Origin of the sequence: Streptomyces sp. WZ.A104, from assembly GCF_002382885.1 — a bacterium.
GTDB lineage: Bacteria > Actinomycetota > Actinomycetes > Streptomycetales > Streptomycetaceae > Streptomyces.
The window spans coordinates 17050-43124 of the sequence record NZ_NWVL01000044.1 but is presented as its reverse complement, the minus strand read 5'-3'; the positions used below and the strand labels follow the sequence as shown (position 1 = coordinate 43124).

Below are 26075 nucleotides of genomic sequence, written 5' to 3'. Positions count from 1 at the left end.
GCGGCCGGTCCGGCCCTCGCTACTCCTGGGCGGTGACCTCCGCGTACGCCACATCGCGCACATCGCCCGAGGGGTGCTGGCGGAGCATCCGCAGCTGGGTGCGCCAGGGGCCGGTCCACTCGGTTCGCCGGCCGCCCGCCACGGTCAGCTCGGCGGCGAACAGGCCCTCGGCCGGGTCCCCCGTCCCCGCCAGCCGTGCGACGACGACCAGCAGCGTGTCCGGGTCGCCGGTCTCCGTCCCCGGGCGACCGGCGATCCCGAGGGGGTGTCCTGTCGGCGGGCCCGGCATGATCGGCAGGACACCCCCCGGGCCCGCGACCCGGCGGCCGACGGTGAGCGCGGTCCTGGCGGCGAGCGCCGGGCGGCCGGTGTGCAGGGCGGCCAGCCGGACCAGGTCGGTGTGCAGCGTGTCCGGGTCCGCCTCCAGGTCCAGTGAGCGCGCGAGCAGCGACACGGCGTCCGGCACCAGGTCGCGGTGGGCGGCCAGGGTCCGGCCCGCCTCACCGAGCACCGCCGCACCCTGCCGGTCGTGCGTGCCCGTCCGCCGCGCCAGCGCCCCGGTCAGATGCCCGAGCCGCTGCCGGGCGGGCCGGTCGCGCTCCGCTCCCGCGTCGTCCGCCGTCTCCCCGGTGGCCAGCCGCCCCAGCGCGCGGTTCAGGGCCACGGCCGCCTCCGGGGTGGTAAGGGCGGCCTCCACGAGGGCGTCGGCGGCCGAGCGCCACCGGCCGCGCCGGTCCAGCTCGGTGACCGCGTCCATCAGCACCGCCGCGGCGTGCGGGGCCCAGGGCAGCCAGGGCACCAGCGCCCCGTGGGCCAGGGCGGCCAGGGCGTCGTCCTCCGCGTCGCACACCTGCTGGACCAGCCGGGCGTAACGCGGCCGGTGGGCCGGGTCCAGCTCCAGGGGGTGCGCCCGCAGCACCGCGACACGCAGGGCGCGCACCTCCCCGGCGGCGCTCTCCATCACCTCCCACATCCGCGCCTCGCCGAGCAGCGGCGTACCGGAGGCCACACAGGCGGCCCGCACGTCCGGGTGCTGGTCCGGCTGCCCGTACGCATCGGCGAGCAGCGCGGCCGCCCCTGCGCGGGGCAGCAGAGCCGCGGCGAGGCGGACCATCTCCTTGCGGCCGGTGACCTTGCCGGTGCCGGGGGCCGTACGGGCGGCGAGCAGCCCGGCCAGCCGGGAGGGCCGGGCGAACGTGGCGGCCCGGCTCGCCGCGTACACCGCGACCCGCGCCCGGTCGTCGCCGGTGTGGGCGAGCAGGTCGGGCAGCGTGTCGGCGGGCCGGTCGGTGTACGCGAGAGCGGCCAGCGCGGCTTCCGCGAGCACCACGTCCGGGGCGTTCGTCCAGGCCCGTACGGCGTCGGCGCCCCGCCCGGGGACCCGGGCGAGCTCCCACAGGGCGGTGGCCCGTGCGTACAGCGGCAGCTTCTCGTCCGACGCCGTACGCTCCAGCGCGCGCTGCGCCGCCCGCTGCTGACAGGGCGTCCAGCGCTCCGCCCCGGCGATGCCGACGGTCCAGGGTGTGCCGGGGCGCAGGAACCGCCCGACGGGCGGTGCCCCGTCGAGGTACCCGTCGAGCAGATCGGTCCGACGGTGGGTCAGGACACGCTGCACGTCGGGGAGTGCGGCGGCCGACGGGTCCCTGGCCAGCAGCCGTCCGACCCTGGCGTCCCGGTCGGCCGGTGCCCGGAGCCAGAGGGCGGCCGCGCTCCGGGCCGTCGGTTCACCGCCGTGGTTCACGGCCTGCCACAGCAGCTCCTGAAGGCCGGGCATGCCCTCGGCACGGCGGCCGACGGCCCGGGCGAGGGCGAGCACGAGGCCGTAGTCGGAGCGTTCGGCGCCCGCTTCCAGCCAGGGCCGCAACGCGTCGAACACCGTGTGCTCCTGACCCCGGCGCAGGGCCCGGTCCAGGCGGCCGAGGTCGGCGCTGCCGCTGTTGCCGGTGATCCGGACCAGGGTGCGCAGCGCCCAGTTGACCAGGGCGCGCTGTCCGGTGACCGCGTGCTCGCGCAGCACGGCGAGGGCCAGGGAGCTGAGCGCGGAGCGGGTCCAGGTGGACGAGTCGCGCGCCTCGACGGCGTCGGCGGCGATGCGGTCGAGCAGCGGTTCCACGGCGTCGGTGAAGAGCGCGGGCTTCACGCAGAGCAGAGCCTTCATGGCGTACTGGCGGACGAGGTCCTGTTCGTTGCGCAGCCGCAGCAGGTCCTCCAGAACGGTGGCGACGGGGGACGGATCGCCGGTGCGGCCCGCGTTGCGGACGAGCAGCGACCAGGCCTCGCCGCGGTCGTCGGCGGCGGGACGGCGGGTGGCGGCGAGAAGACGTTCCCGCGTCTCGGCGAAGGGCAGATAGGACTCGGCGGTGAGGACGGCGAGGTCGTTCGCGCCCCGGGTCCGGGCCCGGTCGGCCAGTCGCCGGGCCACTTCGGTGACCCGGGTACGGGGCAGGGCGTCGAGAAGCTCGGTGTCGACGACGGCCACCGGCGTTCCCTCGCCCCGGCCTTCGGTGACTGCCTCGTGGAGGGCGGCGCGGCGGCCGGGCGGCAGGGCGAGCAGCAGCCGGGCCAGCCGGCCGGCCGGGGCCGTCGCGCTGCGGCCCAGTTCGACGAGGAGGGCGTCGGGCAGGGTGCGGACCAGCCGGCGCAGCAGGGTCCCGCTGAGCACCCGGGGCGGCAGCGCGCAGCTGTCGGGCCGCAGGAGGAGGCGGGCGAAGCGGGCCGGGTCGGCGGCGACGAGGTGTCCGAGGCGGCTGTGCAGCGACACGGGAAGCCGGGTGGGCCCGTGCCGTTCGAGGAGGTCGAGCACCCGGTGCGGGAGGGCGGGTGTCGCCGCGGCGATGCCCCGGTCGTATGCGTACCGCTGCCACCAGGCGTCGCGCCCGGCCGGGAGCAGGCCGGTCAGCTCGCGTTCGGCGGCGTCCAGAAGCGCTCCGGGGTGGCGGCGGCCGAGCGAGGTCCAGCACGTCACCGAGCGCCACAGGTCGGGCAGCAGCTCCACCACGGTCCCGGCCGGGCAGCCGGGCAGCAGACGGGCCGCCTCGATGTCGCCCCAGGTCTCGCGCACGGTCCGGATCAACCGGTCGGCGAGCGCCGTACGCCCGTCGGCCACGATCGCCTCCATCAGCCGACGGCGTACGACGGCGGGGGCGTCGGCGAAGGCGGTCTCGTACGCCGCGTCCGGTACCCCGAGGTGCCGTGCCTCACGGAAGGCGTGGCCACGGACCACGGCGTCCTCGTCGGCGAGGTGCGCTCCGCACCACTCGGCGTCCTGGCCGACGGCGGCGGCTACCGATGCGATCCGGCGCTCGTAGGGGTCACCGTCCTCCAGCTCCGCCAGGACCCCGCGCAGCCGTCCCTCGTCGGCCAGCCGCCGGGCCCGCACCGCGAGTTCACGCATGCGCTGCGGGTGGGGCAGCGGGTCCAGAGCGTCGAGGAGGGCGGCGGCGAGGGCGAGCGGCTGTGCGTGGGTCATCCGCAGATTGTGCCGCGCCGCCCCTCGAACACCCCAGGGATTTACGGTGAGTGAGGGCGGTGGTGCGAGGAGGTGCCGGGGTTCTGGGACGCGGGGTGCGGGAGCCGTTCAGTCCTGGTCGCGTCCTTCTCTGCGGAGCCGCTCGCGCTCCTTCTCGGAGAGTCCGCCCCAGACACCGAACCGTTCGTCGTTGGCCAATGCGTAGTCCAGGCACGCCAGACGTCCTTCGCAGGCGTTGCACAGTTGCTTGGCCTCGCGCGTCGAGCTGCCCGGGGCCGGGAAGAAGAACTCGGGCCCGGCCTGCGCGCACAACGCGGTCTCCTGCCAGGCGAGCGCGTCGTCGGTCACGGTGTTGATCAGCATGTGCCCACGGTGTCCCGCGTCGATAAACGACTGATCAACGATTCATCAATCCACACACCCACGGCCGGGGGCCGGAGCTGCGGCTACTGCCTCGGTTCGGGCTTCATCACGGCGAAGACCGCTCCGTACGGGTCGGCGACGTTGGCCAGCTTGCCGACGCCGGGGACCTCCATCGCCGCCAGTGTCTCCGTGCCGCCGAGCCGCTTCGCCTCGGCCACGACGGCGTCGACGTCGGCCACGTCGAAGTACGGCAGCCAGTGGGAGCCGCGCGCCGCCTCGGAGGGGACGTCCCCCATCCGGACGAGACCGCCGAACGACGCCTCCGGGCCGGCGCTCGCCGGATGGACGGTGGTGTAGGTGTAGTCGGTGCCCTCCACCTTCATCTCGTCGGTCCGCCAGCCGAGGACACGGTTGAAGAAGGTGGCCGCCGCCGGGACGTCCGGGGTGTAGAGCTCGGCCCAGAGGAACGAGCCGGGCTCCTGGACGACGCCGAAACCACGGTGCTCCTTCGGCTGCCACACCCCGAAATACGCTCCGGCCGGGTCGGTGAAGCCGCCCATGCGGCCGTAGTCGAGGACGTCCATCACCTCGAACGCGGCACTCCCGCCCGCCTTCGTGATCGCCGCGGCGGTGGCGTCGACGTCGGGCGACTGGAACGAGACCGACCAGGCGCTGGGCGCCTCGTCCTCGGAGACCGCCATCACCCCGCCGACGTACCGGTCGTCCAGGGTGAACATGCCGTAGCCCCCGACCTCGGGGCCGCCGGGGATCAGGCCCCACCCGAAAAGGTCCCGGTAGAAGGCGGCGGCCCCGTCGAGGTCGGGAGTGCCGAGATCGACCCAGTTGGGTGCTCCGTCGTGGAAGGTCGGGCTGGTCATGGCATGTTCCTCCGTCGATCCGGTCGATCCGGACGGTCCCGCTCGTCGTGCTGTGGCTCCTGGGTGCTTCCTCTCCCGTCGAGTCTGGCACCGGGCACTGACAACCGCAGTCCGCACAGGGCCGACCGGGCTGCGGGTCCACACCCCTCCCCGCGTACACGGTGTGGCACAGCGTAGGGATGGAGGGTTTCCCGGTGCGAAGGGTTGCGCCGGTGCGTCGCGACCCCGCCGCCACGGCCCGGCCCGGCCCCGCGGCCCGTCAGTGCTGGTGCTCGGCCGCGCCTGCCTCCGCCGTACGGCTCTTCTCCTCCGTGCTGCTCCTCTCCTCCGTGCTGCCTCTCTTCTCCGTGCCGGCCGCCGCATGGTGCGGTTCGTAGCCCGGGATCGTGCCGTCCGGCTTCTTGATCAGCAGCAGCCCCGCCATCCCCATGTCGGAGTGACTCTGCACATGGCAGTGGTACATCCAGGCGCCCGCGCCCACGCGTTCGCCCGCGATGATCTGGAGGCCGAAGGAGTCGGCGGGGCCGCAGATCTTGTTGTCGATGACCCGGCTGGGGTCGTCGGGGCCGGTGAGGATGCCGGTCCGGTTGTCCGCCCAGCGGTGACCGTGGATGTGGAAGGTGTGGTAGTACTCGCCGTGCGTGATCATCACGAACTCGAGCCGGTCACCCACCGTGGCCTCGAAGTTGACGCTGTTGTGGGCCGTCTTGTTGTTGATCGTCATGTCGTTGAAGACGATCGTGAACGTCTTGTCGGGCAGGATGTCGCCCTTGCGGCGCACGACGACCGGCCCGTAGAGCCCCCTGCGAATGCCGCCGGTGCCGTGGTCCGTGCCGACGACGTGGTCGTGGTAGTGCCAGTAGCCCGCGCTGCCCGGCTCGTAGGTGCCGTCCTTACGGCGGCCCGGGGCGTGCGTGCGCCAGGTGTACGTACGGGTGCCGCCGGGTTCGACGTGGCTCCTGTTCATCCGGGTGCCGTCGTTGGCGATGTCGTAGTCGACGCCGTGGACGTGGAGGCTGGCGTCGACGTCAGTGAGGTTCTCGAACTCGATGTGCATGGTGTCGCCCTCGTTCAGCTCGATGAGGGGGCCGGGCACCGAGGCCTTGCCCTTCTCGAAGCCGTAACCGAGCTGACCGTCCGCCAACTTCTCGGCGTACATCCTCAGTCGGCGCACCACACCTCCGGCCGGGGCGGTGCGCGGCGGGTTCTCGGCGGAGCTTGCATTCACCGCACCGAGCGACAACGATGTCACCCCTGTCGCCGCAGCGGCCGCGCCACCGACCAGCATCCGTCGGCCGAAGGTCCGTCGGTTCATGTCGAACTCCCCATTGCGATAAGGAAACTGACGTCACCGCGGAGACGTCAGGGGGGTCTCCGGGGATCCCCGGATCGGACCACACCGTAGCCGGGACCATCCCGTTTATCCACACCCAGGACAAAGTTCGTGCCATTGCTGCCATAGCTATTGGCGGACCGCGAAAAGGGGTCTAGCTTCGTGCGCTGTCGCAGTGAACACAAGAGGCAGTGACGAAGAGCGAGCGACCCACAGTCACCGAGAGGTGCAGTGACCACAGAGGGGTGGGTGACCACATGCAGCGCGCGCCGCATCACCGGTCCGGATCACGACGCGGCCTCGCGGCGGCCCTGGCGGCCGGCGCACTGACCGTGTCCCTGCTGAGCGGCGGGGGCCCGGCCAACGCGGGCACATCGCCCGACCGGGACCTGGTCGAGAGAATGGCGACAACGTTGTCTCTGCCGTCCCCGCCGGGGGCGACGAACCAGGTCAAAGTGCTGGTCTTCCACGCCTCGGCGGGCGACGAGGCCCCGTACACGGACGCGGGGATAGCGGCGATCGAGAAGATCGGGCAGACCGGCCCGGAGGCCGGGCGGTTCACCATCGCGGCCACCGCCGACCCCAAGGTCTTCACCAACGGCAAGCGGCTCGGCTCGTTCCACGCCGTCGTCTTCCTCACCGGTGGCGGCGACGTCCTCGACCCGGAGCAGGAGGCGGGCCTGGAGGCGTACATGGAGGCGGGCGGCGGCTTTCTCGGCATCCATGACGCGGCGCGCACCGAGCCGTACTCGGACTGGTTCACCGGCCTGGTGGGTGCCCGTCCGGCGGGCGGCAGCCCGACGGCGGTGCAGCGGGCGACCGTTGAGATCGGCGACCGGGTCCACCCGGCCACCAAGAACCTGCCGCTGGAGTGGAAGCGCCCCGACAAGTGGCTGAACTGGACGAAGAATCCGTCAGGTGACGTCCACACCGTGGCGCGGGTGCGGGAGTTGACGTACCGGCCGGGCACGAGCGCCAACGGCTGGGACCACCCGGTCTCCTGGTGCCGGGACTACGACGGCGGCCGGTCCTTCTACACGGCGATGGGCGGTACGGCGGACAGCTTCGCGGAGACCGACTTCCGCGACCATCTGCGCGGAGCGCTCGCCTGGACGAACCGGACCTCGCAGGCCGACTGCAAGGCGACCATCACGTCCAACTACACCGCCGAACGGCTCACCCAGCCCAACCAGCCGGGCCGGAACGACCAGATCGGCGAGCCGCACGGTCTGGTGACCGCGCCGGACGGGAAGGTCTTCTACATCGGGCGCGGCGGCGCCGACAGCTCCAGCCCGGTCGTCATCGACTGGAACGACCCGGACATCGGCAAGGGCAAGGGCGAGATCCACGTCTACGACCCGAAGACCGGGAAGGTCACCCTGGCGGGTGCGCTGGACGTCTTCGGCAACAAGGGCGGCGGCGACGAACTGGTCAAGGTCGAGGAGGGATTGCTCGGGATCGAGCTCGACCCGGACTTCGCGTCCAACGGATGGGTGTACCTGCACTACACCCCGCACGCGAAGATCGACCGCGACAGGCGGTTGGCGGCCCGTCAGGTATCCCGCTTCACCTACGACTCGGCGTCCGGGAGGCTGGACCTGGCCTCCGAGAAGGTGCTGCTCGGCTGGCCGGTGCAGATCCACAGCTGCTGCCACGCGGGCGGCGGCATGGCGTGGGACTCGAAGGACAACCTGTACATCGCGACCGGTGACAACAACTCATCAGGTTTCAGCGGTGGTTACTCCGGAAACAACCCGGAGCCGAACTACAACGGCATCGCCTTCGCCGACGCGCGGCGGACCTCGGGCAACACCAACAACCTCAACGGCAAGATCCTGCGCATCCACCCGGAGGACGACGGGACGTACACCCTGCCCGAGGGCAACCTCTTCACCGGGCAGGAGCCGGACGAGGGCGGCGGGAAGACCCGGGGCGAGATCTACGTGATGGGCGTGCGCAACCCGGCCCGGATCTCGGTCGACCCCGCGACGGACACGCTGTACGCGGGCTGGGTCGGCCCCGACGCGGGTGCGCCGAGCACCACCTGGGGTCCGGCGAAGTACGACACGTTCGCCGCGATCACCGAGGCGGGCAACCACGGCTGGCCGTACTGCATGGGCAACAACCAGCCCTACCGGGACCGGAATCTGCCCGACCCGAGCCGACCGCTGGGCTGGTACGACTGCGACGCGCCCAGGAACGAGTCGCCGCACAACGACGGGCTGGTCAAGCTGCCGCCGGTCACCCCGAACACCATCTGGTACTCGCCGCAGGGCGGCGGGGTGGACTACCCGCGCGACGAGAACGGCGTCCCGAGCTACAAGACGGAGGAGGGCGAGGAGTTGCTGCCCTGGCTGAAGGGCGGCGGGCAGGCCACGATGAACGGCCCGGTCTACCGCTTCGACGCGCGGAGCGAGTCCACCGCCAAGTGGCCCGCGTACTGGGACGGCAAGTGGTTCGTCGGTGACTTCTACGACGGCACCCAGCCCCGGCACGCGGTCATCACCGACCCGAGGACCGTCGGCAGGGGCGGACTGCCCGTGCACGCCGAGTCGTTGAAGAGGATCATCCCGGTCGGGGCGGACGGCATCCGCAATCTGATGGACTGGAAGTTCGCACCGGACGGTTCGCTGTACGTCCTGGACTACGGGCGCGGCTTCTTCACCTCCGACTCCAAGTCCGCGCTGTGGCGCGTGGCGTACAAGGGCGGCGGCGCGACTCCGGCCGCCGAGGACCTCGTCGGGAAGGCGGCAGCGCAGTGAGACATTCCATGCTCCCCGCACGGCGGCGATGTCGGCCGACCGGTTTCTGGGTGGCCCTGCTGGCCTCTCTCCTGATGGTCCTCGGGCTGACCTCGACGGCCGCGTACGGCCGGGAGGACGACCGCCCCTCGGCCGCGGCCGCCGACCAGGTCCTGACGTGGACGGCCGGCGATCCGATCGACCGCTATCTGACCGCACCCAGGACGGCGGTGGCGGGCAGGGCGACCATCGTCTTCGAGAACAGCACGGCGACCGGCAACACGACGAGCATGCCGCACACACTGACGTTCAGCGTGTCGGACCCCGAGTTCAACGACGACGTCCAGCTGAACATCCTGGCCAACCCGGGTGACGCCGAGGGCGGCAGGCACAGTGTGGAGGTCACGCTGTCGCCCGGCCGGTACTTCTACCACTGCACGATCCCCGGCCACGGCCGGATGCAGGGCATCCTGACCGTCACCGAGGGCAGCGGCGAGGACACCGAGACCCCCGAGACCTCGGCGAAGGTCGACGGCGACCGGAACGGTGACGGCGCGTACATCGGCCAGGCCACGGTCACCGTCGAGGCCACCGACGAGGGCTCCGGCGTCGACACCGTCGAGTACGCCCTCGGCGCGGAGGGCGAGTGGCAGCCGTACACCGCGCCCGTCGTGGTGAACGAGGTCGGCGAGCACACCGTCCGCTACCGGGCCACCGATGGGGCGGGCAACACGGCGGCGGAGAAATCCGTGGACTTCGCGGTCGCCGCGCCGCCGACGGACGACGAGACACCGCCGGAGACCTCGGCGACCGTCACGGGTGAGAAGGACGCGGCGGGCGCCTACCTGGGGATGGCCACGGTCACCGTGACCGCGTCCGACACCGGGTCCGGCGTCAACACCATCGAGTACGCGATCGGCGCCGACGGCGCGTGGCAGCCGTACACCGCACCGGTGATGATCCACGAGCCGGGTGAGCACACCGTCCGCTACCGGGCCACCGACCGGTCGGGGAACGTGGCGGACGAGAGGACCGTCGGGTTCACCGTCGTGGAACCGCCGTCGCAGGACGGGACGGCTCCGGAGACCTCGGTGAAGGTCGAGGGCGACAAGAACTCCGACGGGGCGTTCATCACCAGCGCCAGGGCCACCGTCACCGCGACCGACGACGACTCGGGCGTGGAGAAGGTGGAGTACTCGCTGGACGGCGGTCCCTACCTCGCGTACACCGCCCCCGTGATCGTCGACCGGGTGGGCCACCACTCCATCTCCCACCGGGCGACGGACAGGGCGGGCAACACCTCCGAGGCGAAGAAGGTGTCGTTCACCGTCGCCCGGGGCGGCGGGGTCCCGGCGCCGAACTGCGCGGAGTTCGACGAGCGGCACACGGTCTTCGTCGGCACGGTCGACACGGGCGTCCCGAACCGGATCACCCGCAATCGCTGCACGGTCAACGAACTGATCGAGGACGAGAAGGACTGGTCCTCCCACGCGCTGTTCCTCAAGCACGTGAAGTCGGTGCTCGACAGGCTGAAGACCGACGGCGTCATCGACCAGCGCGAGCGCAGGGCGATCAACCGGGCCGCCGAGCAGTCGGGCATCGGGAAGCCCGGCCAGGTCGAGGGGTACACCAAGCTCTTCGACGGCACGGCGGCCTCGCTCGCCAGATGGCAGCACGTGGGCGGCGGCGCGTTCGGGCTGAACGAGGAGGAGGCCTCCATCACCAGCTCCACGACCGTGGGCGGTATGGGCATGCTGTGGTTCCCGGCCCGGGCGTACGACGACTTCTCGCTGAAACTCCAGTGGCGGGACGACGCCCCGGGCTCGGGCAACGCCAACGGCGGGGTCTTCGTCCGCTTCCCGAAGGTCCACGACCACCCGGAGGAGTCACGTCCGGAGTGGGTCGCCATCAAGTACGGGCACGAGATCCAGGTCAACGACCGGCCGGACGGCGACATGTACAAGACCGGTTCGGTGTACGGCTTCGACCGGGTGGGTCTCGGCGGCGCCGGGGTCACGCCCAAGGGCACCTGGAACGACTACGAGATCAAGGTGGTCGACCAGCACTACGAGATCTACCGCAACGGCGTCCTGATCAACGAGTTCGACAACACCCGCGGTCAGCTCTTCGAGCCGCCGCGCGGTGACGACCCGGGCACCGACGGCCGGCGGTTCGCCTCCGGTCACATCGGGCTCCAGGTGCACGGGGTCACGGACGTCATCTCCTACCGCGACATCCGGATCAAGGAGCTGTAGGCCGGCGGAGGAGTTCTCAGGAGGCCGTGGCCGCATGCTCAGGTGTGCGGGCGCGGCCTCCTGGGTGTCGGTGGCGCCACACCCAGAACACCGTGCAGGAGACCAGCGCCCAGGCGGCAAGCACCAGGTACGGGAAGACGAACTGATGGCCCTGGTAGTAGACGGCGGTGTGCTGGGCGTTGACGGACGCGCCCGGCGGGAGCCAGCGGCCGATGTGCCCGAGGGCGGAGGGAAGCAGCGGCCAGGACACCGCTCCGCCGGACGAGGAGTTGCCGAGCAGCACCATGACGCCCCAGGTGGGGATCATCGCCCACCGGCCCATCAGGGTGTTGAACATCGTGAAGACCATGCCGGAGGTGAACATCGTGAACGCCAGGATCAGCCAGGACTGCACGAACGGAAGGTCGACCGCCCCGAGCCACCAGTCCACGGCCGCCGCGATGGCGAGGCCGCCGAGCAGGGCGTACGCGGCGGTGAACGCGATGCGCTCCGCCGGGTCGAGGCCGTGGGCGTGGATGCTCAGCTGGATCGCGCCGAGGAAGCCCATGATCACGGCGGCCAGTGAGATGTAGAACAGGGCGAGCCCGCGCGGGTCGCCCCGCTGGAGCGGCTTGACGTCCCTGACCGTCACCGGCACTCCGGCGGCGTCACCGGCCTCCACCCCCGCCTTGCCGAGCAGCTCGGCCACGGAGGCCCCGGAAGCCCCGGCCACGTCCAGCGCCACCCCGCGGCCGGAGGCACGGACGATGGCGAAGACCTTCTGTTCGTTCAGGGCGCGGCGGGCGTCTGCCGGGTCCGGGTACTCGCGCAGTTCGAGCGAGGTGTCGAGGGCCTTCTCCATCGCGGCGACGAACGCCTCGCCGCGCTCCGCCTCCGGCTGGGTGACCAGGGCGGCGGGAATCCGGTGCGGGGTGGGGTTGGCCATCGCGTAGGTGTAGGAACCGGCGAAGAGACCGGCCGCGGCGGCGACGATGAGGACGAGGACCGTCGCGGGGAGGAACGGGCTGTTCTTGTACGCCTCCCAGCGGTCGCGGAGGGTCAGCGGGCGGCCGTGGGCACCGTGTTTCTCACTGCTGCCGCCTCTGTTGCCACTGATGCCGCCCTTCTCGCTGCTGTCGGCTCTCTCACTGTGTTCGCTCACGCCATCTCGCCGTCGTCGTCGTGCCGGGCGCGGCTGGGCTGGACGCGCTTGGGTTCGCCGGGCATCTTCGGGTACTCCGGCGGATACGGCATGTCCCCCATCCCCCGCTCCTTCTCGTCCCGGTCCGCCAGCTCCAGCAGCCCGTCGAGCCGGAACGCCTCCTGGTCCATGTCGGCGTGGACATCGCCGAGTTCGGCGTACCGCACCGGCAGTGTGCGGATGTCGAAGTCGCGCGGTTCGGCGTCGTCGATCTCCTCCCAGCGCAGTGGGGCGGAGACCGGGGCGTGCGGGAAGGGGCGTACGGAGTAGGCGGAGGCGATCGTGCGGTCGCGGGCGGTCTGGTTGAAGTCGACGAAGATCCGCTCGCCGCGCTCCTCCTTCCACCAGGCCGTGGTCACCCGGTCGGGCATCCGCCGCTCCAGCTCGCGCCCGGCGGCGATGGCGGCACGCCGCACCTGGGTGAAGGTCCAGGCGGGCTCGATGGGGATGAAGACATGCATCCCGCGGCCCCCGGAGGTCTTGGGCCAGCCGCGTACGCCATGGTCCTCCAGGACGGACCGCAGCTCGTGGGCGGCGGTGACCGCGTCGGCGTAGTCGGTGCCGGGCTGCGGGTCGAGGTCGATGCGCAGCTCGTCGGGGTGGTCGGTGTCCCCGGCCCGGACCGGCCACGGGTGGAAGGTGAGTGTGCCGAGGTTGGCGGCCCAGATCACGGCGGCGAGCTCGGTGGGGCAGATCTCGTCGGCGGGGCGGCCGCTGGGGAAGGCGATGCGGGCGGTGGGAATCCACTCGGGGAGGTTCTTCGGGGCCCTCTTCTGGTAGAAGAAGTCGCCCTCGACCCCGTCCACGAAGCGCTGGAGGGTGGTCGGCCGGTGGTTGAGGGCACGGGTGATGCCCGCCCCGACGGCGAGGAAGTACTCGGCCACGTCCCTCTTGGTGTAGCCCTTCTCCGGGAAGTACACCTTGTCCGGGTTGGACAGCCTCACGGCCCGTCCGCCCGCGTCCAGCTCCACCGCTGCTCCCATGACGGCCACCGTAGGCCGATCGCACATATGCCGCATATCGGGAGACATGGGCAGGGAAGGGCGACAGAATCGGGCCATGGACCTGCCGGTGATGCCGCCCGTGAAGCCGATGCTCGCCAAGTCGGTGTCCGCGATTCCGCCGGGCATGAGTTACGAGGCGAAGTGGGACGGCTTCCGCGCGATCGTCTTCCGGGACGGCGACGAGGTCGAGATCGGCAGCCGCACCGGAAAGCCCCTCACCCGCTACTTCCCCGACCTGGTCGACGCCGTGCGGGAGAACCTCCCGCCGCGTTGCGTGATCGACGGGGAGATCGTCATCGCCCACGAGGGACGGCTCGACTTCGACCGGCTCAGCGAGCGCATCCACCCGGCGGACTCCCGGGTGCGGATGCTGGCCGAGCAGACCCCGGCGAGTTTCATCGCCTTCGACGTCCTCGCGGTCGACGACACCTCTCTTCTCTCCACCCGGCAGGCGGACCGGCGGGCGGTACTGGAGGCGGCGCTCGCCGGCGCGTCCCCGCCGGTCCTCCTCGCCCCTTCCACCACGGACATCGAGGTCGCCCGGCAGTGGTTCGACCGGTACGAGGGCGCGGGGCTCGACGGCGTCGTCGCCAAGCCGGTCGACCTGCCCTACCGGCCCGACACCCGCGTGATGTACAAGATCAAGCACGAGCGTTCGGCGGACGTCGTGGTGGCGGGCTACCGCGAGCACAAGAGCGGCCCGGTCGTCGGCTCGCTGCTGCTCGGGCTGTACGACACCGGGGGCGTGCTCCAGCACGTCGGGGTCTGCGCGGCCTTCCCGATGAAGCGGCGCGCCGAACTCGCCGAGGAACTCGCCCCGCTGCGCACCGAGTTCGCCGACCATCCGTGGGGCGCCTGGGCGGACGCGGCGGCGCACGAGCGGTCCCGGCTGCCGGGGACGCAGAACCGCTGGTCGGGCAAGAAGGACCAGTCCTGGGTGCCGTTGCGCCCCGAGCGGGTCTGCGAGGTGGCGTACGACCACATGGAGGGCGACCGGTTCCGGCACACCACGCAGTTCCGGCGGTGGCGCCCGGACCGGTCCCCCGCCGACTGTACGTACGCGCAGTTGGAGGAGGTCGTCTCCTACGACCTGGCCGAGGTGCTGTCAGGCGGCTGACCCGGACTCCGGTTCGCCGGTCGGCATGGCGCAGGGCTCGTCCGGCGAGACCGGGCCCGCCGGCCCCGCGTCGCCGGACGGGGAGGGGGCCGGGGTGTCGCCGGGGCAGGCGGGCCCGGTCTCACCGGGGTCCGGGGCGGGATCGGGGTCGGGGTCCGGCGATGTGGGGGGTCCGGTCGGGGTGGGGCTCGGGTCGGTGGGGTCCGGCCCCGGGTCGGTGGGGTCCGGCCCCGGGTCGGTCGGGTCGGTGGGGCCGGAGTCCGTCGGATCGGGGCTCGGGTCCGTGGGGCCCGGGTCCGTGGGGCCCGGGTCCGTGGGGCCCGGGTCAGTCGGACCAGGGTCAGTCGGACCGGGGTCTGTCGGACCGGGTGAGGGCGTCGGGGCCGGTGGGCGGGTGGGCTGGGGGCCGATGACGATGCCGCCGTCGTCATCGGCGTTGCCTTTGCCCGGGCGGCCCTGTGTGCCGGGGCCGCCGACCGGGGCCTTGGGCGGGGTCTTCCCGCCGGGGCCCGGGCTGACCGGCACGACGCCCTTGCCGTCGGCGACCGGGTGGGTGCCCTTGCGGTAGAACTCCAGCCACGACAGCACGGTCCGCAGATAGGTCTCGGAGCGGTTGTAGCTGAGGATCGCCCGGTCCAGGTCGGCGCGGCGCGTCAGATCGCGGGGCCCGGCGCAGAGGTAGTGACCGGCGGCGAGCGCCGCGTCGTAGATGTTGTTCGGGTCCTTGCGCCCGTCACCGTTGCCGTCCCTGCCCCAGGCCGCCCAGGTGGAGGGGATGAACTGCATCGGCCCGACAGCCCGGTCGTAGGTGCGGTCGCCGTCGTACGCTCCACCGTCGGTGTCCCGGATCAGGGCGAAGCCGTTTCCGTCGAGCGCGGGCCCGAGGATCGGGGTGAGGGTCGTCCCGCGCGCGTCGACCCGGCCGCCGGACGCCTGGCCGGACTCGACCTTGCCGATCGCCGCGAGCAGCTGCCACGGGAGCCCGCAGCCGGGGTCGCCGCGGCGCACCGCGCTCTCGGCCCGGCGGTAGGCGGCGAGGACGGTGGCCGGAATGCCCGCCTCGGGCCAGGCGCGGACCACCACCGGATCGGGTTTCGCGCCCGGCTTCGGGGGTGCGGGCGGCTTCGGGCTCCGCAGCGGCGGCAACTCGGTGTGGTAGATGTCGTCGCCCGGCACCTCGGTCCACACCACGTCGTCGGAGGCGCCCGCGGCCTTCTCCTGGCGGGGCTCGGGCAGCGCGAACCCCGGCGCCTGGGACGCGGTGAGCGCGGCCATCGCGGCGACCGCGGCGGCCGTGGTGGTGAGGCGGCGGCGCGCGGTGCGGTTGGCGCTCATCTGGGCTCCTCTCCCCCATCGTCCGGGGCCCGGACTCACCGGGTGAACGTGTCGATGGCGGCGATCAGCCAGGTGTCCCCCCGGCGCACTGCGTCCACGGCGAACATGGCCGCCGCGTAGGTGGTCTCCTCGTCCTTGCCGGTACGGGTGTTGCTCTGGTCGGCGAAGATCAGCAGCCGAGCCCGGTCGCCGTCGAGGAACTGCACCCCGCTCTCGGTGACCGTTGTGGTGAGGACGAGCTTCTGCTGCGGGGCCTGCTCCCGTACCTCGGCGAGCATGTCCTTGTGCTGCCGCACGGCCCGGCCGGTGAGGTAAGTGCTCGCCGCGCGGTCGGACCGGGCGGGCGAGGCGTAGTCGTACGAGAACACCGCACCGACCGCCTCGCTGATCCGGCCCTTCACCTCACTGGTGCTGCCGATGTCGGTGAGCGCGGTGTTCTGCCGGGCCGGTTCGTCACGGAGCTCCCCGGCCGAGGCGAACGCCCAGGCGGCAAAGGCCCCGAGGAGGACGGTGAGGGCACACAGCACAGCGGGCAGCGAGACACGGAGGCGGCGGAGGCGCGGCCCGCTGCGCCGCGGGCCGTCCGGCTGCGGGTCGGTGACCGGTGCGGCATCGGCTTCCGGGGCGGCGCCAGTCCCCTGACCGGCGCCGGTAGCCGGGTCGCCATCGGCTTCCGGGGCGGCATCGGTCGCCGGGGCGGCATCGGTCGCCGGGGCGGGGGGCGGCTCCTGAGCCGGTTCCGCCTCGGTCACCGTCGTACGGGGTGGTGCGGTGGCGAGCCGGCGGCGGCGGTTGACGAGGTGGCGGGTCGTCGACAAGGCGGGGTCCTCTCCGGGGCGAGCGGGGCGGTGCGGGTGGTGCGGTGCGATGCGGTGCCGGGGGTCAGCCGGCCGTGCTGCCGACGGGCGCCTGGCCGAGCGCGCTGAGCTTCCACCCCTCGGCGGTCCGGGTGAGGCTGCCGAGCAACCGGCTTTCCTTCACCGCTGGTTCGCCCTTCGGCGCGGTCACCGTGACTCTCAGTGCCACCATCACCCCGGCCCGGCCCGCCCGTTGGTCCAGCTCGGTCACCGCACCGGAGAGGACCTTCGCGGTGCTGACCGTCCTGGCCTCCGCGATCTGCTTCGCGAACGCGTCGCGCCCGTCGACGAGTTGGCGGTGGAGGTCGCCGGTCGTGGACTCCTCCCAGCTGTCGAGCCCCTTTTCCAGGGTGCGGTGGTCCAGGGTGTTCATGTTCTGCACCGCCTGCTCCCCCGCAGCCAGCGCGTCGTCCCGTGCCTGTGCGAAGGAGGCCGCGTCGTCGTGTGCGGCGTCGTAGCGCTGCCAGCCGCCCCAGCCCGCGGCTCCGGCCGCGCAGACGGCCAGCGCCATCGCGGCGATCACCACCGGATTCCGTGCCCGTGCGCGCGCCGTGCGGGTGGGTTCCGTGCGCTCCCGTGCCATGTGCTGTCTCTCCCCTGCCTGCCGAACCGGACCGGTGCGCTTTCGCTGCCGGGCCCCCGTCATGTGGAGCCGATCTCGACGATCCGCCAGTGCTCGCCCCGTAGTTCGGCGGTGACGGCGAGCTGGGCGGACGCGGTCGTGGCGGTGCGTCCCCGGCGCTCGTAGACCTGGTCGAGGAAGACCAGGAGGTGGGCGCTGCTGCCGGTCAGCCGGATCACTCCGGCCCGGACGACCTGGGTGGTGAGCGTCAGCTTCTGGTCGGCGGACTGCCGCTCGACCTGGCCGAACAGTGCCGCGTACTGCTGGAGGGCCTTGCCCGCCAGGACCTCCTGCGCCGCCGCCTTGGTGACGGCCGTGGAGCCGGGAGCGTACGAGAAGATCTTCCCGAGCGCGTCGCTGATGTCGCCCGTGACGCGCGCGGTCGCCTCGGCGTCGGTGAGCGCGAGGTTCGCCGTGGCCGGGGTGTCGCGGAGCTGTCGGCCCTCCGCGTACAGGGCGCCGCCCGTGGCGAGCAGGGCGAGGGCCAGGAGTACGCCGAGGGCGCGCGGCCGACGACGGCCGGGCGTGACCCCCGTGTGCCCCTCCTCGGGCCCGGCACTCGCCGCATCAGCGGACTCTTCCGCATCCGTCGTCGTCGCATCAGCGGACTCTTCCGCATCCGTCGTCGCGCCGTTCATCGTTGCCGTCCCTCCCCGCTGTCTCATCGGCCGCCGCCCGTCCCGATCGCCGTGAGGGCCTTGACCTTCCAGCCGTCCGCCGTGCGGGCGAGGGTCGCCCCGAACCGTTTGCGCTGGGTGCCCGCGGCGCCGGTGCGGGGGGTGACCTCGACGTCCACGGTGGCGATGAGCTCCGCTGTACCGGTGCGCTCGTCCAGTGCGGTGAGCGCCGCCGCGGTGACCTTGCCCCGGGCGGTGTCGCCCGCCGTCGTCAGCGTCTTCGCGTCGGCCTTGGCGGTCCGCTTCAGCTGGTCGTGCAGTGGTCCGGTGGAGGAGTCGAGCCAGGCGCGGAGCCCGGCGTCCACCCGTCCGGCGTCCGTGCCGTCCAGGCTGTTCAGCGTCGCGAGGTGCCGTTTCCCCTGGGCGAGGGCCGTGTCGCGGGCCTTCGCGTGGGCGAGGGAGCGGTCGTCGCGCGCCTGGCCGTACGACCAGGCGCCCAGCCCGCAGAGCAGGGCGGCGACGAGCAGCGCGGCCCAGCCGGCCGTCCGCCGGGTACGGAGGGTCACGATCCGCCTCCCAGGCCCAGCAGCCCGGCGATGCCGTCCGCGGGAGGCGCGGTGCCAGGGGTGCTGCCCAGGGCCCCGGGGAGCCGCATCTTGCCCGGTACGGCGGGTTCCGGCACCGGGCCGCCCTTGGGCGCGTTGGCGCTGCCGCGGACGTTGATGCCGGTCCCCGGGTCGGACGTACAGCGGGCGGCGGTGTTCACGGCGGGGCCGGACGAGATGTCCAGGCCGTTGCGGTAGACCGTTCCGCCGTATCCGGCCGTGCAGGGCAGCGGTTCGAAGAAGGTGACGGACATACCGAACCGGGCGCCGTCGTCGTCGACCGCGCTTGCCCCGGCGGCCGCGACGGCGGGCAGCTTCACCAGTAGCTCCTCCAGGCCTCGTTGGCGGGTGACGGCGACCTCGGATGTGGTGAGGAGGTTGGCGACGACGACGCCGAAGGCCGGGTCGAGGTCGCGCAGCAGCCCGCTGATCTGGACGGCCGCGTCCGGGGTGGCGGCGATGAGGCGGCGCAGATCGGTGTCGGAGCCCTTGAGTTCCGCGGCCAGCTCCTTGGCGCCCGAGGCGAAGCCCTTCAGCGCCTGCCCCTGTTCGGCCTGGGTGCGCAGGACCCTTTCACCGTCGGCCATCAGCTTGGTGGTGACCGGCAGGGCCCTGTCGGCGGCCTCGATGAAGTCGCCGCCGGTGTCCAGCAGGACCTGGAGGTCGTCGCCGCGGCCTTCGAAGGCGGCCCCGAACTCCTCCACGACGGTCCGCAGGCTCTCCGGGTCCACAGAGCTTGCGAGGTCGTTGACGCTCATGAGGACGTCCGTGGGGGGTGCGGGGATGGTGGTGTCGGCGGCGTCGATGACCGAGCCGTCACCGAGGAAGGGGCCGTCCTTACGTGTGGGGCGCAGGTCGACGTACTGCTCGCCGACCGCCGAGAGGTTCGCGACGACGGCGGTGAGGCTGTCCGGGATCGGCGGGGCGTCCTTCTCGATGCGCAGTTCGGCCTCGACGCCGTCGTCGGTCAGCTCGATGGGGCCGACACGGCCGACGGAGACACCCCGGTAGGTGACGTTGGAGTGGGTGTACAGGCCTCCGGTCTGCGGGAGTTGGACCGTGACGGTGTAGTAGCTGCGCAGTCCTACGTACTGGCCGAGATCGGCGTAGCGCACGCCCAGATAGCCGAGGACCAGGACGGCGATGACGAGGAAGGCGAGGTTCTTCAGCCGGATGGCGGGGGTGATCACGGCGTCGCCGCCCCCTTTCCGTTCTTCGGGCTGCCGGACCCTGCGGGCGTCTCGCCCGCACCGGACACTGCGGGCGTCTCACCGGTACCGGACACTGCGGGCAGAGGTAGCGGGAGGCTGCTGCGGGCCGCCGCTCCCTCGCCCTCGGCCGGGGGCGGCGGGATGCCGGGATCGCCCGGAGTGAGCGCCGGGATGATCCGCGTACCGGGCAGGGCGGTCACGTCCAGGTAGACGTTGAGGTAGTCGCCCTTCACGCCGCGCAGCACCTCGTCCGTGAAGGGATAGGTGAGCAGCACCTGAAGGGAGTCGGGCAGGTCCTGGCCGGAGTCGGCGAGCGCCTTGAGGGTGGGCGCGAGGGCCTTGAGGTCGGCGATCATGTCGGCCTTGGTGCGGTTGACCGTGTCGACGGCGACGGTGGAGAGGGTGTCGAGGGAGCGCAGCATGGTCAGGAGGGAGCCGCGCTGCTTCTCCAGGACCTTGAGTCCGGGGCTGAGCCCGGTGAGGACGGTTCCGACGTCCTGCTTGCGGGTGGCGAGGGTGGCGCCGAGCCGGTTGACGCCGTCGAGGGCCTTGGTGATGTCGCCCTTGTTGGCGTCGAGGTTGGTCACGAGGGTGTCGACCCGGCGGAGCACGGAGCGGATCTGTGGTTCCTGCCCCGCGAGCGCCTTGTTGAGTTCGGTGGTGATGGTCCTGAGCTGGTTGACGCCACCGCCGTTCAGGAGCAGGGACAGGGCTCCCAAGACCTCCTCGACCTCCGGATTCCGGTTGGTGCGGGTGAGCGGGATGCGCCCGGTGTCGGCGAGCGAGCCGCGTGCGGTGCCCTTGGGGGGCGGGGTGAGCTGGATGAACTTCTCACCGAGCAGGCTGGACTGTTCGAGGCGGGCGTAGGCGTTGGCGGGGAGCTGGATCTTCCCGTTGACCCGCATGGTGACCCGGGCGCGCCAGCCGTCCGGGGCGAGGGCGATGTCGGTGACGCGCCCGACGGACACGTCGTTGACCTTGACCGAGGACTGCGGGGCGAGGCTGAGGACGTCACCGAACTCGGCGGTGATCTCGTACGGCCGGTCGCCGAGGTCGGCGCCGCCGGGCAGCGGGATCTGTTCGATGCCTGTGAAGGCCGGTCCGTCGGTGCGGACCACGGCCAGGGCGATGAGGGCGCCGGTGGCGAGCAGGGCGACGGTCGCGACGGCCGCCCGTGCGGCCGGTCCGCGCCGGGTGTCGTCGGTCATCGTCGCGCCCCCTTCTTCTTGCCGGGCTGCTTCTCGGGGGTGCCGAAGACCGTGCCGACCTCGGGCAGCGGCAGGACGGGCAGCGCCTTGCGGCGGGCCGCGTCGACGGGGGCGAGGCCGCTGAGCCGCCCGGCGGCGGAGGCGGCCCCGGGATCGACGAGCGGTCCGCCCATGGACAGTTCGTTGAGGTTGGTCCGCCCGTTGAGGGTCCGGTTGGCCGGGTCGTAGGCGTTGAGGACGTTCCCCGCCGCGAGCGGCAGGGTGTCCATCGCCTCGGCGAGCGAGGCGCGCTGGTCGGCCAGGGCCTGGGTGACGGGGACGAGGGCGTCGACGTTCTTCTTGAGCGCCCCGCGGTTCTTGGCGATGAAGGTCTTGACCTGGCCGAGTGCGGTGCCCAGTTCCTTGAGGGCGGCGCTGAGGTTCTTCTTGTCGTCGGCGAGGAAGGAGGTGACCGAGTCGAGTTGCTGCTCGGCGGTGCGGACGTTGCTGTCGTTGTCCTTGAGCATGGTGGTGAAGGACTGGAGGTAGGTCAGGGTGTCGAAGAGGTCGCCGCTGCTCTTGTCGAGCGTCTTGGTGGCCTTGCCGAACTGTTCGATGGAGTCCCCGATGGCCTTGCCGTTGCCGTCGAGGTTCTTCGCCCCGGTGTCCAGGAGCCGGGCGAGCGCCCCGTCGGCGTTGGCCCCGTTCGGGCCTAGTGCGGTGGAGAGTTCGGTGATGGAGGCATACAGCTCGTCGACCTCGATGGGGGTGGCGTTGCGGGCGGCGGGCAGGACCGCGTCGTCGGCGAGGCTCGGCCCGCCGTCGTAGGCCGGAGCAAGCTGGATGTAGCGGTCGGCGACGAGGCTGGGGGCGACGACGACCGCGTGGGCGTCCTTGGGGACCTTGATGCCCTGGTCGAGGCGGAGGACGACCTTGACCTCCTCGCCCCTGGGTTCGACGGATTCGACGGTTCCGGCCCGGACCCCGAGAATGCGCAGGTCGGATCCGGCGTAGACGCCGGTGGTCCGGTCGAAGTAGGCGATGACGGTGGTCTTCCCGTCCTCCTCCAGGGCGCTCACGCCGGTGGCGGCCGCGACGGCGAGGAGGCCCATTCCGGTGGCGATGCCGATGATGCGGGTGCGTCTCATGTCAGCGGCCCCCTTGCTGCCGCGGCGGCAGGCATCCGGTCGCCGGGGGTGTGCCGGCGGGGAGGTAGTTCTTGGGCACGACTCCGCAGACGTAGTTGTCGAACCAGCGCCCGCTGCCGAGGGTGTTGCCGACGAGGCGGCTGTAGGAGCCGGTCATGGCGAGGACCTCGTCCAGGCTCTTGCGGTTCTTGACCAGGACGGCGGTGACCCGGCTGAGCGAGGCCAGGGTCGGTCCGAGCTGCTTCTCGTTGTCCTTGACGAGCCCGGTGAGCTGGGTGCCGAGGTTGCGGGTGCCGGTGAGCAGCAGGTGGATGGAGTCACGGCGGGCCTGGATCTCGCCGAGCAGCAGGTTGCCGTCCTCCAGGAGCGTTTCGAAGCTGCTCTTCTTCCCTGCGAGGGTCTTGGTGAGCTGTTTGCTGTTGCGGAGCAGGGTGGCGAGCTGGGCGTCGCGTTCGGAGACCGTACGGGAGAGGGCGGAGAGCCCGTCGGCGGCGCTGCGGACATGGGGCGGGGAGTCCTTGAAGGTGGCGGAGATCGCCTCGAAGCTCTCGGCGAGCTGTCCGGTGTCGATCTCCCCGATGGTCTCCCCGAGGCCGTTGAACGCCTGGGTGACGTCGTACGGGGAGGTGGTGCGGCTCGCGGCGATACGGGCGCCCGGGTCCTGCGGGGCGTCGCCCAGCGGGTCGACGGCGAGGTACTTCTCGCCGAGCAGGGTCTTGACGGCGATGCCGACGGTGGAGGAGTCACCGATCCAGGCGTCCTTCACCCGGAAGTCGACCCGTACCTTCGCGCCGTCGAGAAAGACTCCGGTGACCTCACCGACCTTCACTCCGGCGATCCGCACCTCGTCGCCTTCGGTGAGCCCGGCGGATTCGGTGAAGTCGGCGCTGTAGCCGGTGCCGTTGCCGACGAAGGGCAGCGAGTCGGCGCGCCAGGCGGCGAGGCCGAGGAGGGTCAGGACGAGGAGTCCGACGATGCCGACGGCGACCGGGTTGCGTTCCCGGACGGGAGTGATTCTCATGCCAGGCACCTCGGTTGGGTGATCACGATGCCGGTGGGCGGCGGGCTGCCGTCGTCGTGGGCGACCCCGCTGACCTTCGCCTCGCAGAGGTAGAGGTTGAGCCACGATCCGTAGGAGGTCAGCCGGCTGATGGCGGCCATCTTGTCCGGGGTCTTCTGGAGGAAGTTCTCGATCTGTCCAGTTCCCTTCTCCAACTGGCCGCTGAGCCGGCCCAGTTGCCGGACCGAGTCCTTGAGCGGCTTCCTGCCGTCCTGGAAGAGGTCGGCGGTGACCGTGGTGAGCGCGCCCATGGCCGTGACGGCCTCGCCGAGCGGTTTGCGGTCGCCGGAGAATCCGGAGACGAGCTTCTGGAGGGTGACGACGAGGTCGTCGAACCCGGCCTCCCGGTCGTTGACCGTCTTGAGGACCGTGTTGAGGTTCTTGATCACCTCACCGATCACCTTGTCCTTCGCGGCGACGGTGGTGGTGAGCGAGCCGACGTGCCGCAGGATGCTGTCGACGGTGCCCCCCTCGCCCTGGAGGACCTGGACGATGGACCCGGCGAGCTGGTTGACGTCGGGTGGGGACAGCCCTTCGAACAGAGGCTGGAAGCCGTTGAAGAGCTGGGTGAGGTCGAGCGCCGGGGTGGTGCGGGAGAGCGGGATGGTGTCGCCGGGCGCGAAGGTCCGGCCCACGGGTCCGGCGCCCCGGTCGAGGTCGACGTACCGCTGTCCGACCATGTTGAGGTACTTGATGGACGCCGTCACCGAGGCGGGGAGCTCGCGCCCTTTGCGTACGGCGAAGGCGACCTCGGCCAGCCGCCGGTCGGCGACGCGCACGGACTCGACCTGGCCGACCTTCACCCCGGCGATCCGGACGCTGTCGCCGGGAATGAGCCCGGTGGCGTCGGTGAACCGCGCCTTGTACGTGGTGGTGTCCCCGACGCCGGTGTTGGCGATGGAGAGCCCGAGGACGGTGGTGGCCAGCACGGTGACCACGATGAAGACGAGGGACTTGGTGATCGGTCCCGCGAGCGAGCGGCGTTTCACTTGAGCTTCACCTCCGCACCGCGGAAGGCCGGACCGATGAGCACGCTGCTCCAGTCGGGCAGGGTCTGTGGCTTCACTTTCAGCGAGGGGGCGACCAGCTCGTTGACGAGCCGGGACTCCTCGGGCGAGTTGGGCAGGCCGAGCGTGGTGTCCGTGTCCGTGCCTGTGTCCTGGTCGGGGCCCGCGGGCGGTGCGGTGACGTCGGCCGCCCGGCTGCGGACGTCGGCGGTCGGGGCGCCCTTGCCGACGTACGGGACGGAGTAACAGCGCGGCCCGCCGGTGGCGTTGTAGACCGGGGTGTCCCGGCCGGGGACGTATTTCCCCTTGGACGGGACGGACTTGACGCTCACGTGCAGCCCCGGCCGGTCCGTCCCCTTGCCCAGGGCCTTGTCCATGGCGGGCACGAATCCGGCCATGGTGCGCAGGGTGCAGGGGAACGAATCGGCGTACCGCGCGAGGAGTTCGAGGGTCGGCCGGCCGGAGGCGGTCAGTCGGATCAGGTTGTCCTTGTTCTCACGCAGGAAGGCGGTGACGTCCCGCGCGGTGGTGGTGGTCTCGCCGTACAGTCCGGCGAGCCGGGCCTCCTGGTCGGCGAGGGTGGAGCTGGTGGTGGTCGCGTCGGTCAGCGCGTCGAGGACGTCCGGGGCGGCATCCGCGTACAGCGTGCTGACCTTGACGAGTTCCTTGATGTCCGCGTTGAGCGTGGGCAGTTGGGGGTTGAACTCCTTCAGGTGGCCGTCCAGCGTGGTGAGCGTCTCGCCCAGGCGTTCACCACGGCCCTCCAGCGCCTGGGAGACGGCGTTCAGGGTGGCGGACAGCTTCTCGGGCTTCACGGCGGTCAGCATCGGCAGGACGTTGTCGAGGACCTGTTCCAGCTCGATGGCGTTGCTGGAGCGGTCCTGCGGGATCACGGCCCCGGCCGGCAGTGTGGCGCCGGAGGGGATGCGGGGCGGGACGAGGGCGACGAACCGCTGGCCGAAGAGGGTGGTGGGCAGCATCTGGGCGGTGACGTCGGCCGGGACGCGCTCCAGCTGGTCCCGGTCGATGGCCAGGGTGAGGCGGGCGCCCTCGCCGTCGGTGGCGATGGAGCGGACCTGCCCGATGACGACACCGCGCAGCTTCACGTCGGCGTTGTCGTGCATCTCGTTGCCGACCGGACCGGTGCGGACGGTGACGGTCGCGTCGTCGGTGAAGTCCTTCTCGTACACGGAGACCGACACCCACACCAGGACGGCGGGGATCAGCAGGAAGGCGACTCCGGCGAGCCGCCGTCGGACCGTACGTGTGCTGGATGTACGCATCAGCCCGCCACCTTCACCGTCGTCGTGGCTCCCCAGATGGCGAGCGAGAGGAAGAAGTCGGTGACGCTGATGAGGACGATCGCGTTGCGCACCGACCGGCCGACCGCCACGCCCACGCCGGCCGGTCCGCCGGTGGCGTGGAAGCCGTAGTAGCAGTGGGCGAGGATCACCAGCACGCTGAAGATCAGAACCTTGAGCACCGACAGCAGCACGTCCTCCGGCGAGAGGAACAGGTTGAAGTAGTGGTCGTAGGTGCCCGCCGACTGCCCGTTGAACAGGATGGTGATGTAGCGGGAGGCGAGGTACGAGGAGAGCAGCCCGATCGCGTAGAGCGGGATGATCGCGACCACCCCGGCGATGATGCGCGTGGTGACGAGGTAGGGCATGGACCGTACGCCCATCGCTTCCAGGGCGTCGACCTCCTCGTTGATCCGCATCGCACCGAGCTGGGCGGTGAAGCCCGCGCCGACGGTGGCGGAGAGTGCGAGTCCGGCCACCAGGGGGGCGATCTCCCGGGTGTTGAAGTAGGCGGAGATGAATCCGGTGAACGCCGACGTGCCGATCTGGTTGAGGGCCGCGTACCCCTGGAGGCCGACGACCGTGCCGGTGAACAGCGTCATGGCGACCATCACTCCGATGGTGCCGCCGATGACGCCGAGCCCGCCGCTGCCGAAGGCGACCTCGGCCAGCAGCCGCTGCACTTCCTTGAGATAGCGGCGCAGGGTGCGCGGAATCCAGACCAGCGCCTTGATGTAGAAGGTGAGCTGGTCGCCCGCCCGGTCGAGTCCGCTGAGCATCGTCAT

At 71.7% G+C, this 26075-nt stretch carries 21 protein-coding genes; 3 read left to right on the top strand and 18 right to left on the bottom strand.

Annotated elements, in window-relative coordinates; all coding sequences use genetic code 11:
* Positions 1-19: 19 nt before the first annotated feature.
* The 4 genes from CIB93_RS22875 to CIB93_RS22860 all read right to left on the bottom strand — a co-directional run bounded on the left by CIB93_RS22875 (position 20) and on the right by CIB93_RS22860 (position 6025).
* Positions 20-3469: a hypothetical protein gene (locus CIB93_RS22875; RefSeq protein ID WP_096629415.1), complete on the bottom strand. Its 3450-nt coding sequence runs from the start codon at positions 3467-3469 to the stop codon at positions 20-22.
* 108 nt (positions 3470-3577) lie between these two features.
* Entirely contained in the window at positions 3578-3832 is a 255-nt protein-coding gene (locus CIB93_RS22870) for a WhiB family transcriptional regulator (protein WP_096629414.1), read from the bottom strand.
* 83 nt (positions 3833-3915) lie between these two features.
* Positions 3916-4710 carry a VOC family protein gene (locus CIB93_RS22865; RefSeq protein ID WP_096629412.1) on the bottom strand — a complete coding sequence of 265 codons (795 nt, stop codon included), beginning with the start codon at positions 4708-4710 and terminating at the stop codon, positions 3916-3918.
* Positions 4711-4969: 259 nt separating this feature from the next.
* Complete coding sequence (locus CIB93_RS22860; protein ID WP_096629410.1) at positions 4970-6025, bottom strand: multicopper oxidase domain-containing protein; 1056 nt, start codon at positions 6023-6025, stop codon at positions 4970-4972.
* Positions 6026-6300: 275 nt separating this feature from the next.
* Between CIB93_RS22860 and CIB93_RS22855 the strand changes: the two genes are divergently transcribed.
* On the top strand, positions 6301-8805 hold the full coding sequence (locus CIB93_RS22855) for a ThuA domain-containing protein (protein ID WP_257002321.1): 2505 nt from the start codon (positions 6301-6303) through the stop codon (positions 8803-8805).
* 8 nt (positions 8806-8813) lie between these two features.
* Positions 8814-11039, top strand: a complete 2226-nt coding sequence (locus CIB93_RS22850) for an OmpL47-type beta-barrel domain-containing protein (RefSeq protein ID WP_179500210.1) — start codon at positions 8814-8816, stop codon at positions 11037-11039.
* A 16-nt stretch (positions 11040-11055) separates the two neighbouring features.
* Here CIB93_RS22850 and CIB93_RS22845 read toward each other — a convergent pair whose 3' ends face one another.
* Positions 11056-12135 carry an ABC transporter permease gene (locus tag CIB93_RS22845; protein WP_373558791.1) on the bottom strand — a complete coding sequence of 360 codons (1080 nt, stop codon included), beginning with the start codon at positions 12133-12135 and terminating at the stop codon, positions 11056-11058.
* A gap of 41 nt (positions 12136-12176) precedes the next feature.
* Positions 12177-13202: a non-homologous end-joining DNA ligase gene (ligD, locus tag CIB93_RS22840; RefSeq protein ID WP_257002320.1), complete on the bottom strand. Its 1026-nt coding sequence runs from the start codon at positions 13200-13202 to the stop codon at positions 12177-12179.
* Positions 13203-13278: 76 nt separating this feature from the next.
* Here ligD and CIB93_RS22835 point away from each other — a divergent pair, with 76 nt between their 5' ends.
* A complete protein-coding gene (locus tag CIB93_RS22835; protein ID WP_096629407.1) occupies positions 13279-14340 on the top strand; it encodes an ATP-dependent DNA ligase in 1062 nt (353 codons plus the stop codon).
* On the opposite strand, the gene CIB93_RS22830 is transcribed toward CIB93_RS22835, so the two are convergent.
* The 12 genes from CIB93_RS22830 to CIB93_RS22775 form a co-directional block, all read right to left on the bottom strand.
* Positions 14329-15675 (bottom strand): lytic transglycosylase domain-containing protein, encoded by a 1347-nt coding sequence (locus tag CIB93_RS22830; protein WP_096629406.1) that lies wholly within the window; start codon positions 15673-15675, stop codon positions 14329-14331. The genes CIB93_RS22835 and CIB93_RS22830 overlap by 12 nt on opposite strands.
* A gap of 35 nt (positions 15676-15710) precedes the next feature.
* Entirely contained in the window at positions 15711-16493 is a 783-nt protein-coding gene (locus CIB93_RS22825) for a hypothetical protein (RefSeq protein ID WP_096629404.1), read from the bottom strand.
* Positions 16494-16557: 64 nt separating this feature from the next.
* Positions 16558-17115: a nuclear transport factor 2 family protein gene (locus tag CIB93_RS22820; RefSeq protein WP_096629402.1), complete on the bottom strand. Its 558-nt coding sequence runs from the start codon at positions 17113-17115 to the stop codon at positions 16558-16560.
* A 59-nt stretch (positions 17116-17174) separates the two neighbouring features.
* Positions 17175-17792 carry a hypothetical protein gene (locus CIB93_RS22815; protein WP_257002319.1) on the bottom strand — a complete coding sequence of 206 codons (618 nt, stop codon included), beginning with the start codon at positions 17790-17792 and terminating at the stop codon, positions 17175-17177.
* Between the two features lie 23 nt (positions 17793-17815).
* Positions 17816-18337, bottom strand: coding sequence for a hypothetical protein (locus CIB93_RS22810; RefSeq protein ID WP_096629399.1), 522 nt, complete (start codon positions 18335-18337; stop codon positions 17816-17818).
* Positions 18334-19566 (bottom strand): MCE family protein, encoded by a 1233-nt coding sequence (locus CIB93_RS22805; RefSeq protein ID WP_096629398.1) that lies wholly within the window; start codon positions 19564-19566, stop codon positions 18334-18336. Before CIB93_RS22805 ends, CIB93_RS22810 begins: the two co-directional genes overlap by 4 nt.
* Entirely contained in the window at positions 19563-20795 is a 1233-nt protein-coding gene (locus CIB93_RS22800; protein WP_096629396.1) for an MCE family protein, read from the bottom strand. The genes CIB93_RS22805 and CIB93_RS22800 overlap by 4 nt, the downstream gene beginning before the upstream one ends.
* Positions 20792-21922: an MCE family protein gene (locus CIB93_RS22795; RefSeq protein ID WP_096629395.1), complete on the bottom strand. Its 1131-nt coding sequence runs from the start codon at positions 21920-21922 to the stop codon at positions 20792-20794. The genes CIB93_RS22800 and CIB93_RS22795 overlap by 4 nt, the downstream gene beginning before the upstream one ends.
* 1 nt (position 21923) lies before the next feature.
* Positions 21924-22943 carry an MCE family protein gene (locus tag CIB93_RS22790; protein ID WP_096629393.1) on the bottom strand — a complete coding sequence of 340 codons (1020 nt, stop codon included), beginning with the start codon at positions 22941-22943 and terminating at the stop codon, positions 21924-21926.
* The gene (locus tag CIB93_RS22785) at positions 22940-23971 is read right to left on the bottom strand and encodes an MCE family protein (RefSeq protein WP_096629392.1); all 1032 of its coding nucleotides are present in this window, start codon (positions 23969-23971) and stop codon (positions 22940-22942) included. The genes CIB93_RS22790 and CIB93_RS22785 overlap by 4 nt, the downstream gene beginning before the upstream one ends.
* On the bottom strand, positions 23968-25272 hold the full coding sequence (locus CIB93_RS22780; protein ID WP_096629390.1) for an MCE family protein: 1305 nt from the start codon (positions 25270-25272) through the stop codon (positions 23968-23970). Before CIB93_RS22780 ends, CIB93_RS22785 begins: the two co-directional genes overlap by 4 nt.
* Positions 25272-26075 carry an ABC transporter permease gene (locus CIB93_RS22775; protein WP_096629389.1) on the bottom strand — a complete coding sequence of 268 codons (804 nt, stop codon included), beginning with the start codon at positions 26073-26075 and terminating at the stop codon, positions 25272-25274. Before CIB93_RS22775 ends, CIB93_RS22780 begins: the two co-directional genes overlap by 1 nt.

What these genes read in the sequence shown, in the direction of transcription:
- CIB93_RS22875 (WP_096629415.1), bottom strand. Translation starts at nt 3,469, where the DNA reads ATGACCCACGCACAGCCGCTCGCCCTCGCCGCCGCCCTCCTCGACGCT.
- CIB93_RS22870 (WP_096629414.1), bottom strand. Translation starts at nt 3,832, where the DNA reads ATGCTGATCAACACCGTGACCGACGACGCGCTCGCCTGGCAGGAGACC.
- CIB93_RS22865 (WP_096629412.1), bottom strand. Translation starts at nt 4,710, where the DNA reads ATGACCAGCCCGACCTTCCACGACGGAGCACCCAACTGGGTCGATCTC.
- CIB93_RS22860 (WP_096629410.1), bottom strand. Translation starts at nt 6,025, where the DNA reads ATGAACCGACGGACCTTCGGCCGACGGATGCTGGTCGGTGGCGCGGCC.
- CIB93_RS22855 (WP_257002321.1), top strand. Translation starts at nt 6,301, where the DNA reads ATGCAGCGCGCGCCGCATCACCGGTCCGGATCACGACGCGGCCTCGCG.
- CIB93_RS22850 (WP_179500210.1), top strand. Translation starts at nt 8,814, where the DNA reads ATGCTCCCCGCACGGCGGCGATGTCGGCCGACCGGTTTCTGGGTGGCC.
- ligD (WP_257002320.1), bottom strand. Translation starts at nt 13,202, where the DNA reads ATGGGAGCAGCGGTGGAGCTGGACGCGGGCGGACGGGCCGTGAGGCTG.
- CIB93_RS22835 (WP_096629407.1), top strand. Translation starts at nt 13,279, where the DNA reads ATGGACCTGCCGGTGATGCCGCCCGTGAAGCCGATGCTCGCCAAGTCG.
- CIB93_RS22830 (WP_096629406.1), bottom strand. Translation starts at nt 15,675, where the DNA reads ATGAGCGCCAACCGCACCGCGCGCCGCCGCCTCACCACCACGGCCGCC.
- CIB93_RS22820 (WP_096629402.1), bottom strand. Translation starts at nt 17,115, where the DNA reads ATGGCACGGGAGCGCACGGAACCCACCCGCACGGCGCGCGCACGGGCA.
- CIB93_RS22815 (WP_257002319.1), bottom strand. Translation starts at nt 17,792, where the DNA reads ATGAACGGCGCGACGACGGATGCGGAAGAGTCCGCTGATGCGACGACG.
- CIB93_RS22800 (WP_096629396.1), bottom strand. Translation starts at nt 20,795, where the DNA reads ATGACCGACGACACCCGGCGCGGACCGGCCGCACGGGCGGCCGTCGCG.
- CIB93_RS22795 (WP_096629395.1), bottom strand. Translation starts at nt 21,922, where the DNA reads ATGAGACGCACCCGCATCATCGGCATCGCCACCGGAATGGGCCTCCTC.
- CIB93_RS22790 (WP_096629393.1), bottom strand. Translation starts at nt 22,943, where the DNA reads ATGAGAATCACTCCCGTCCGGGAACGCAACCCGGTCGCCGTCGGCATC.
- CIB93_RS22780 (WP_096629390.1), bottom strand. Translation starts at nt 25,272, where the DNA reads ATGCGTACATCCAGCACACGTACGGTCCGACGGCGGCTCGCCGGAGTC.
- CIB93_RS22775 (WP_096629389.1), bottom strand. Translation starts at nt 26,075, where the DNA reads ATGACGATGCTCAGCGGACTCGACCGGGCGGGCGACCAGCTCACCTTC.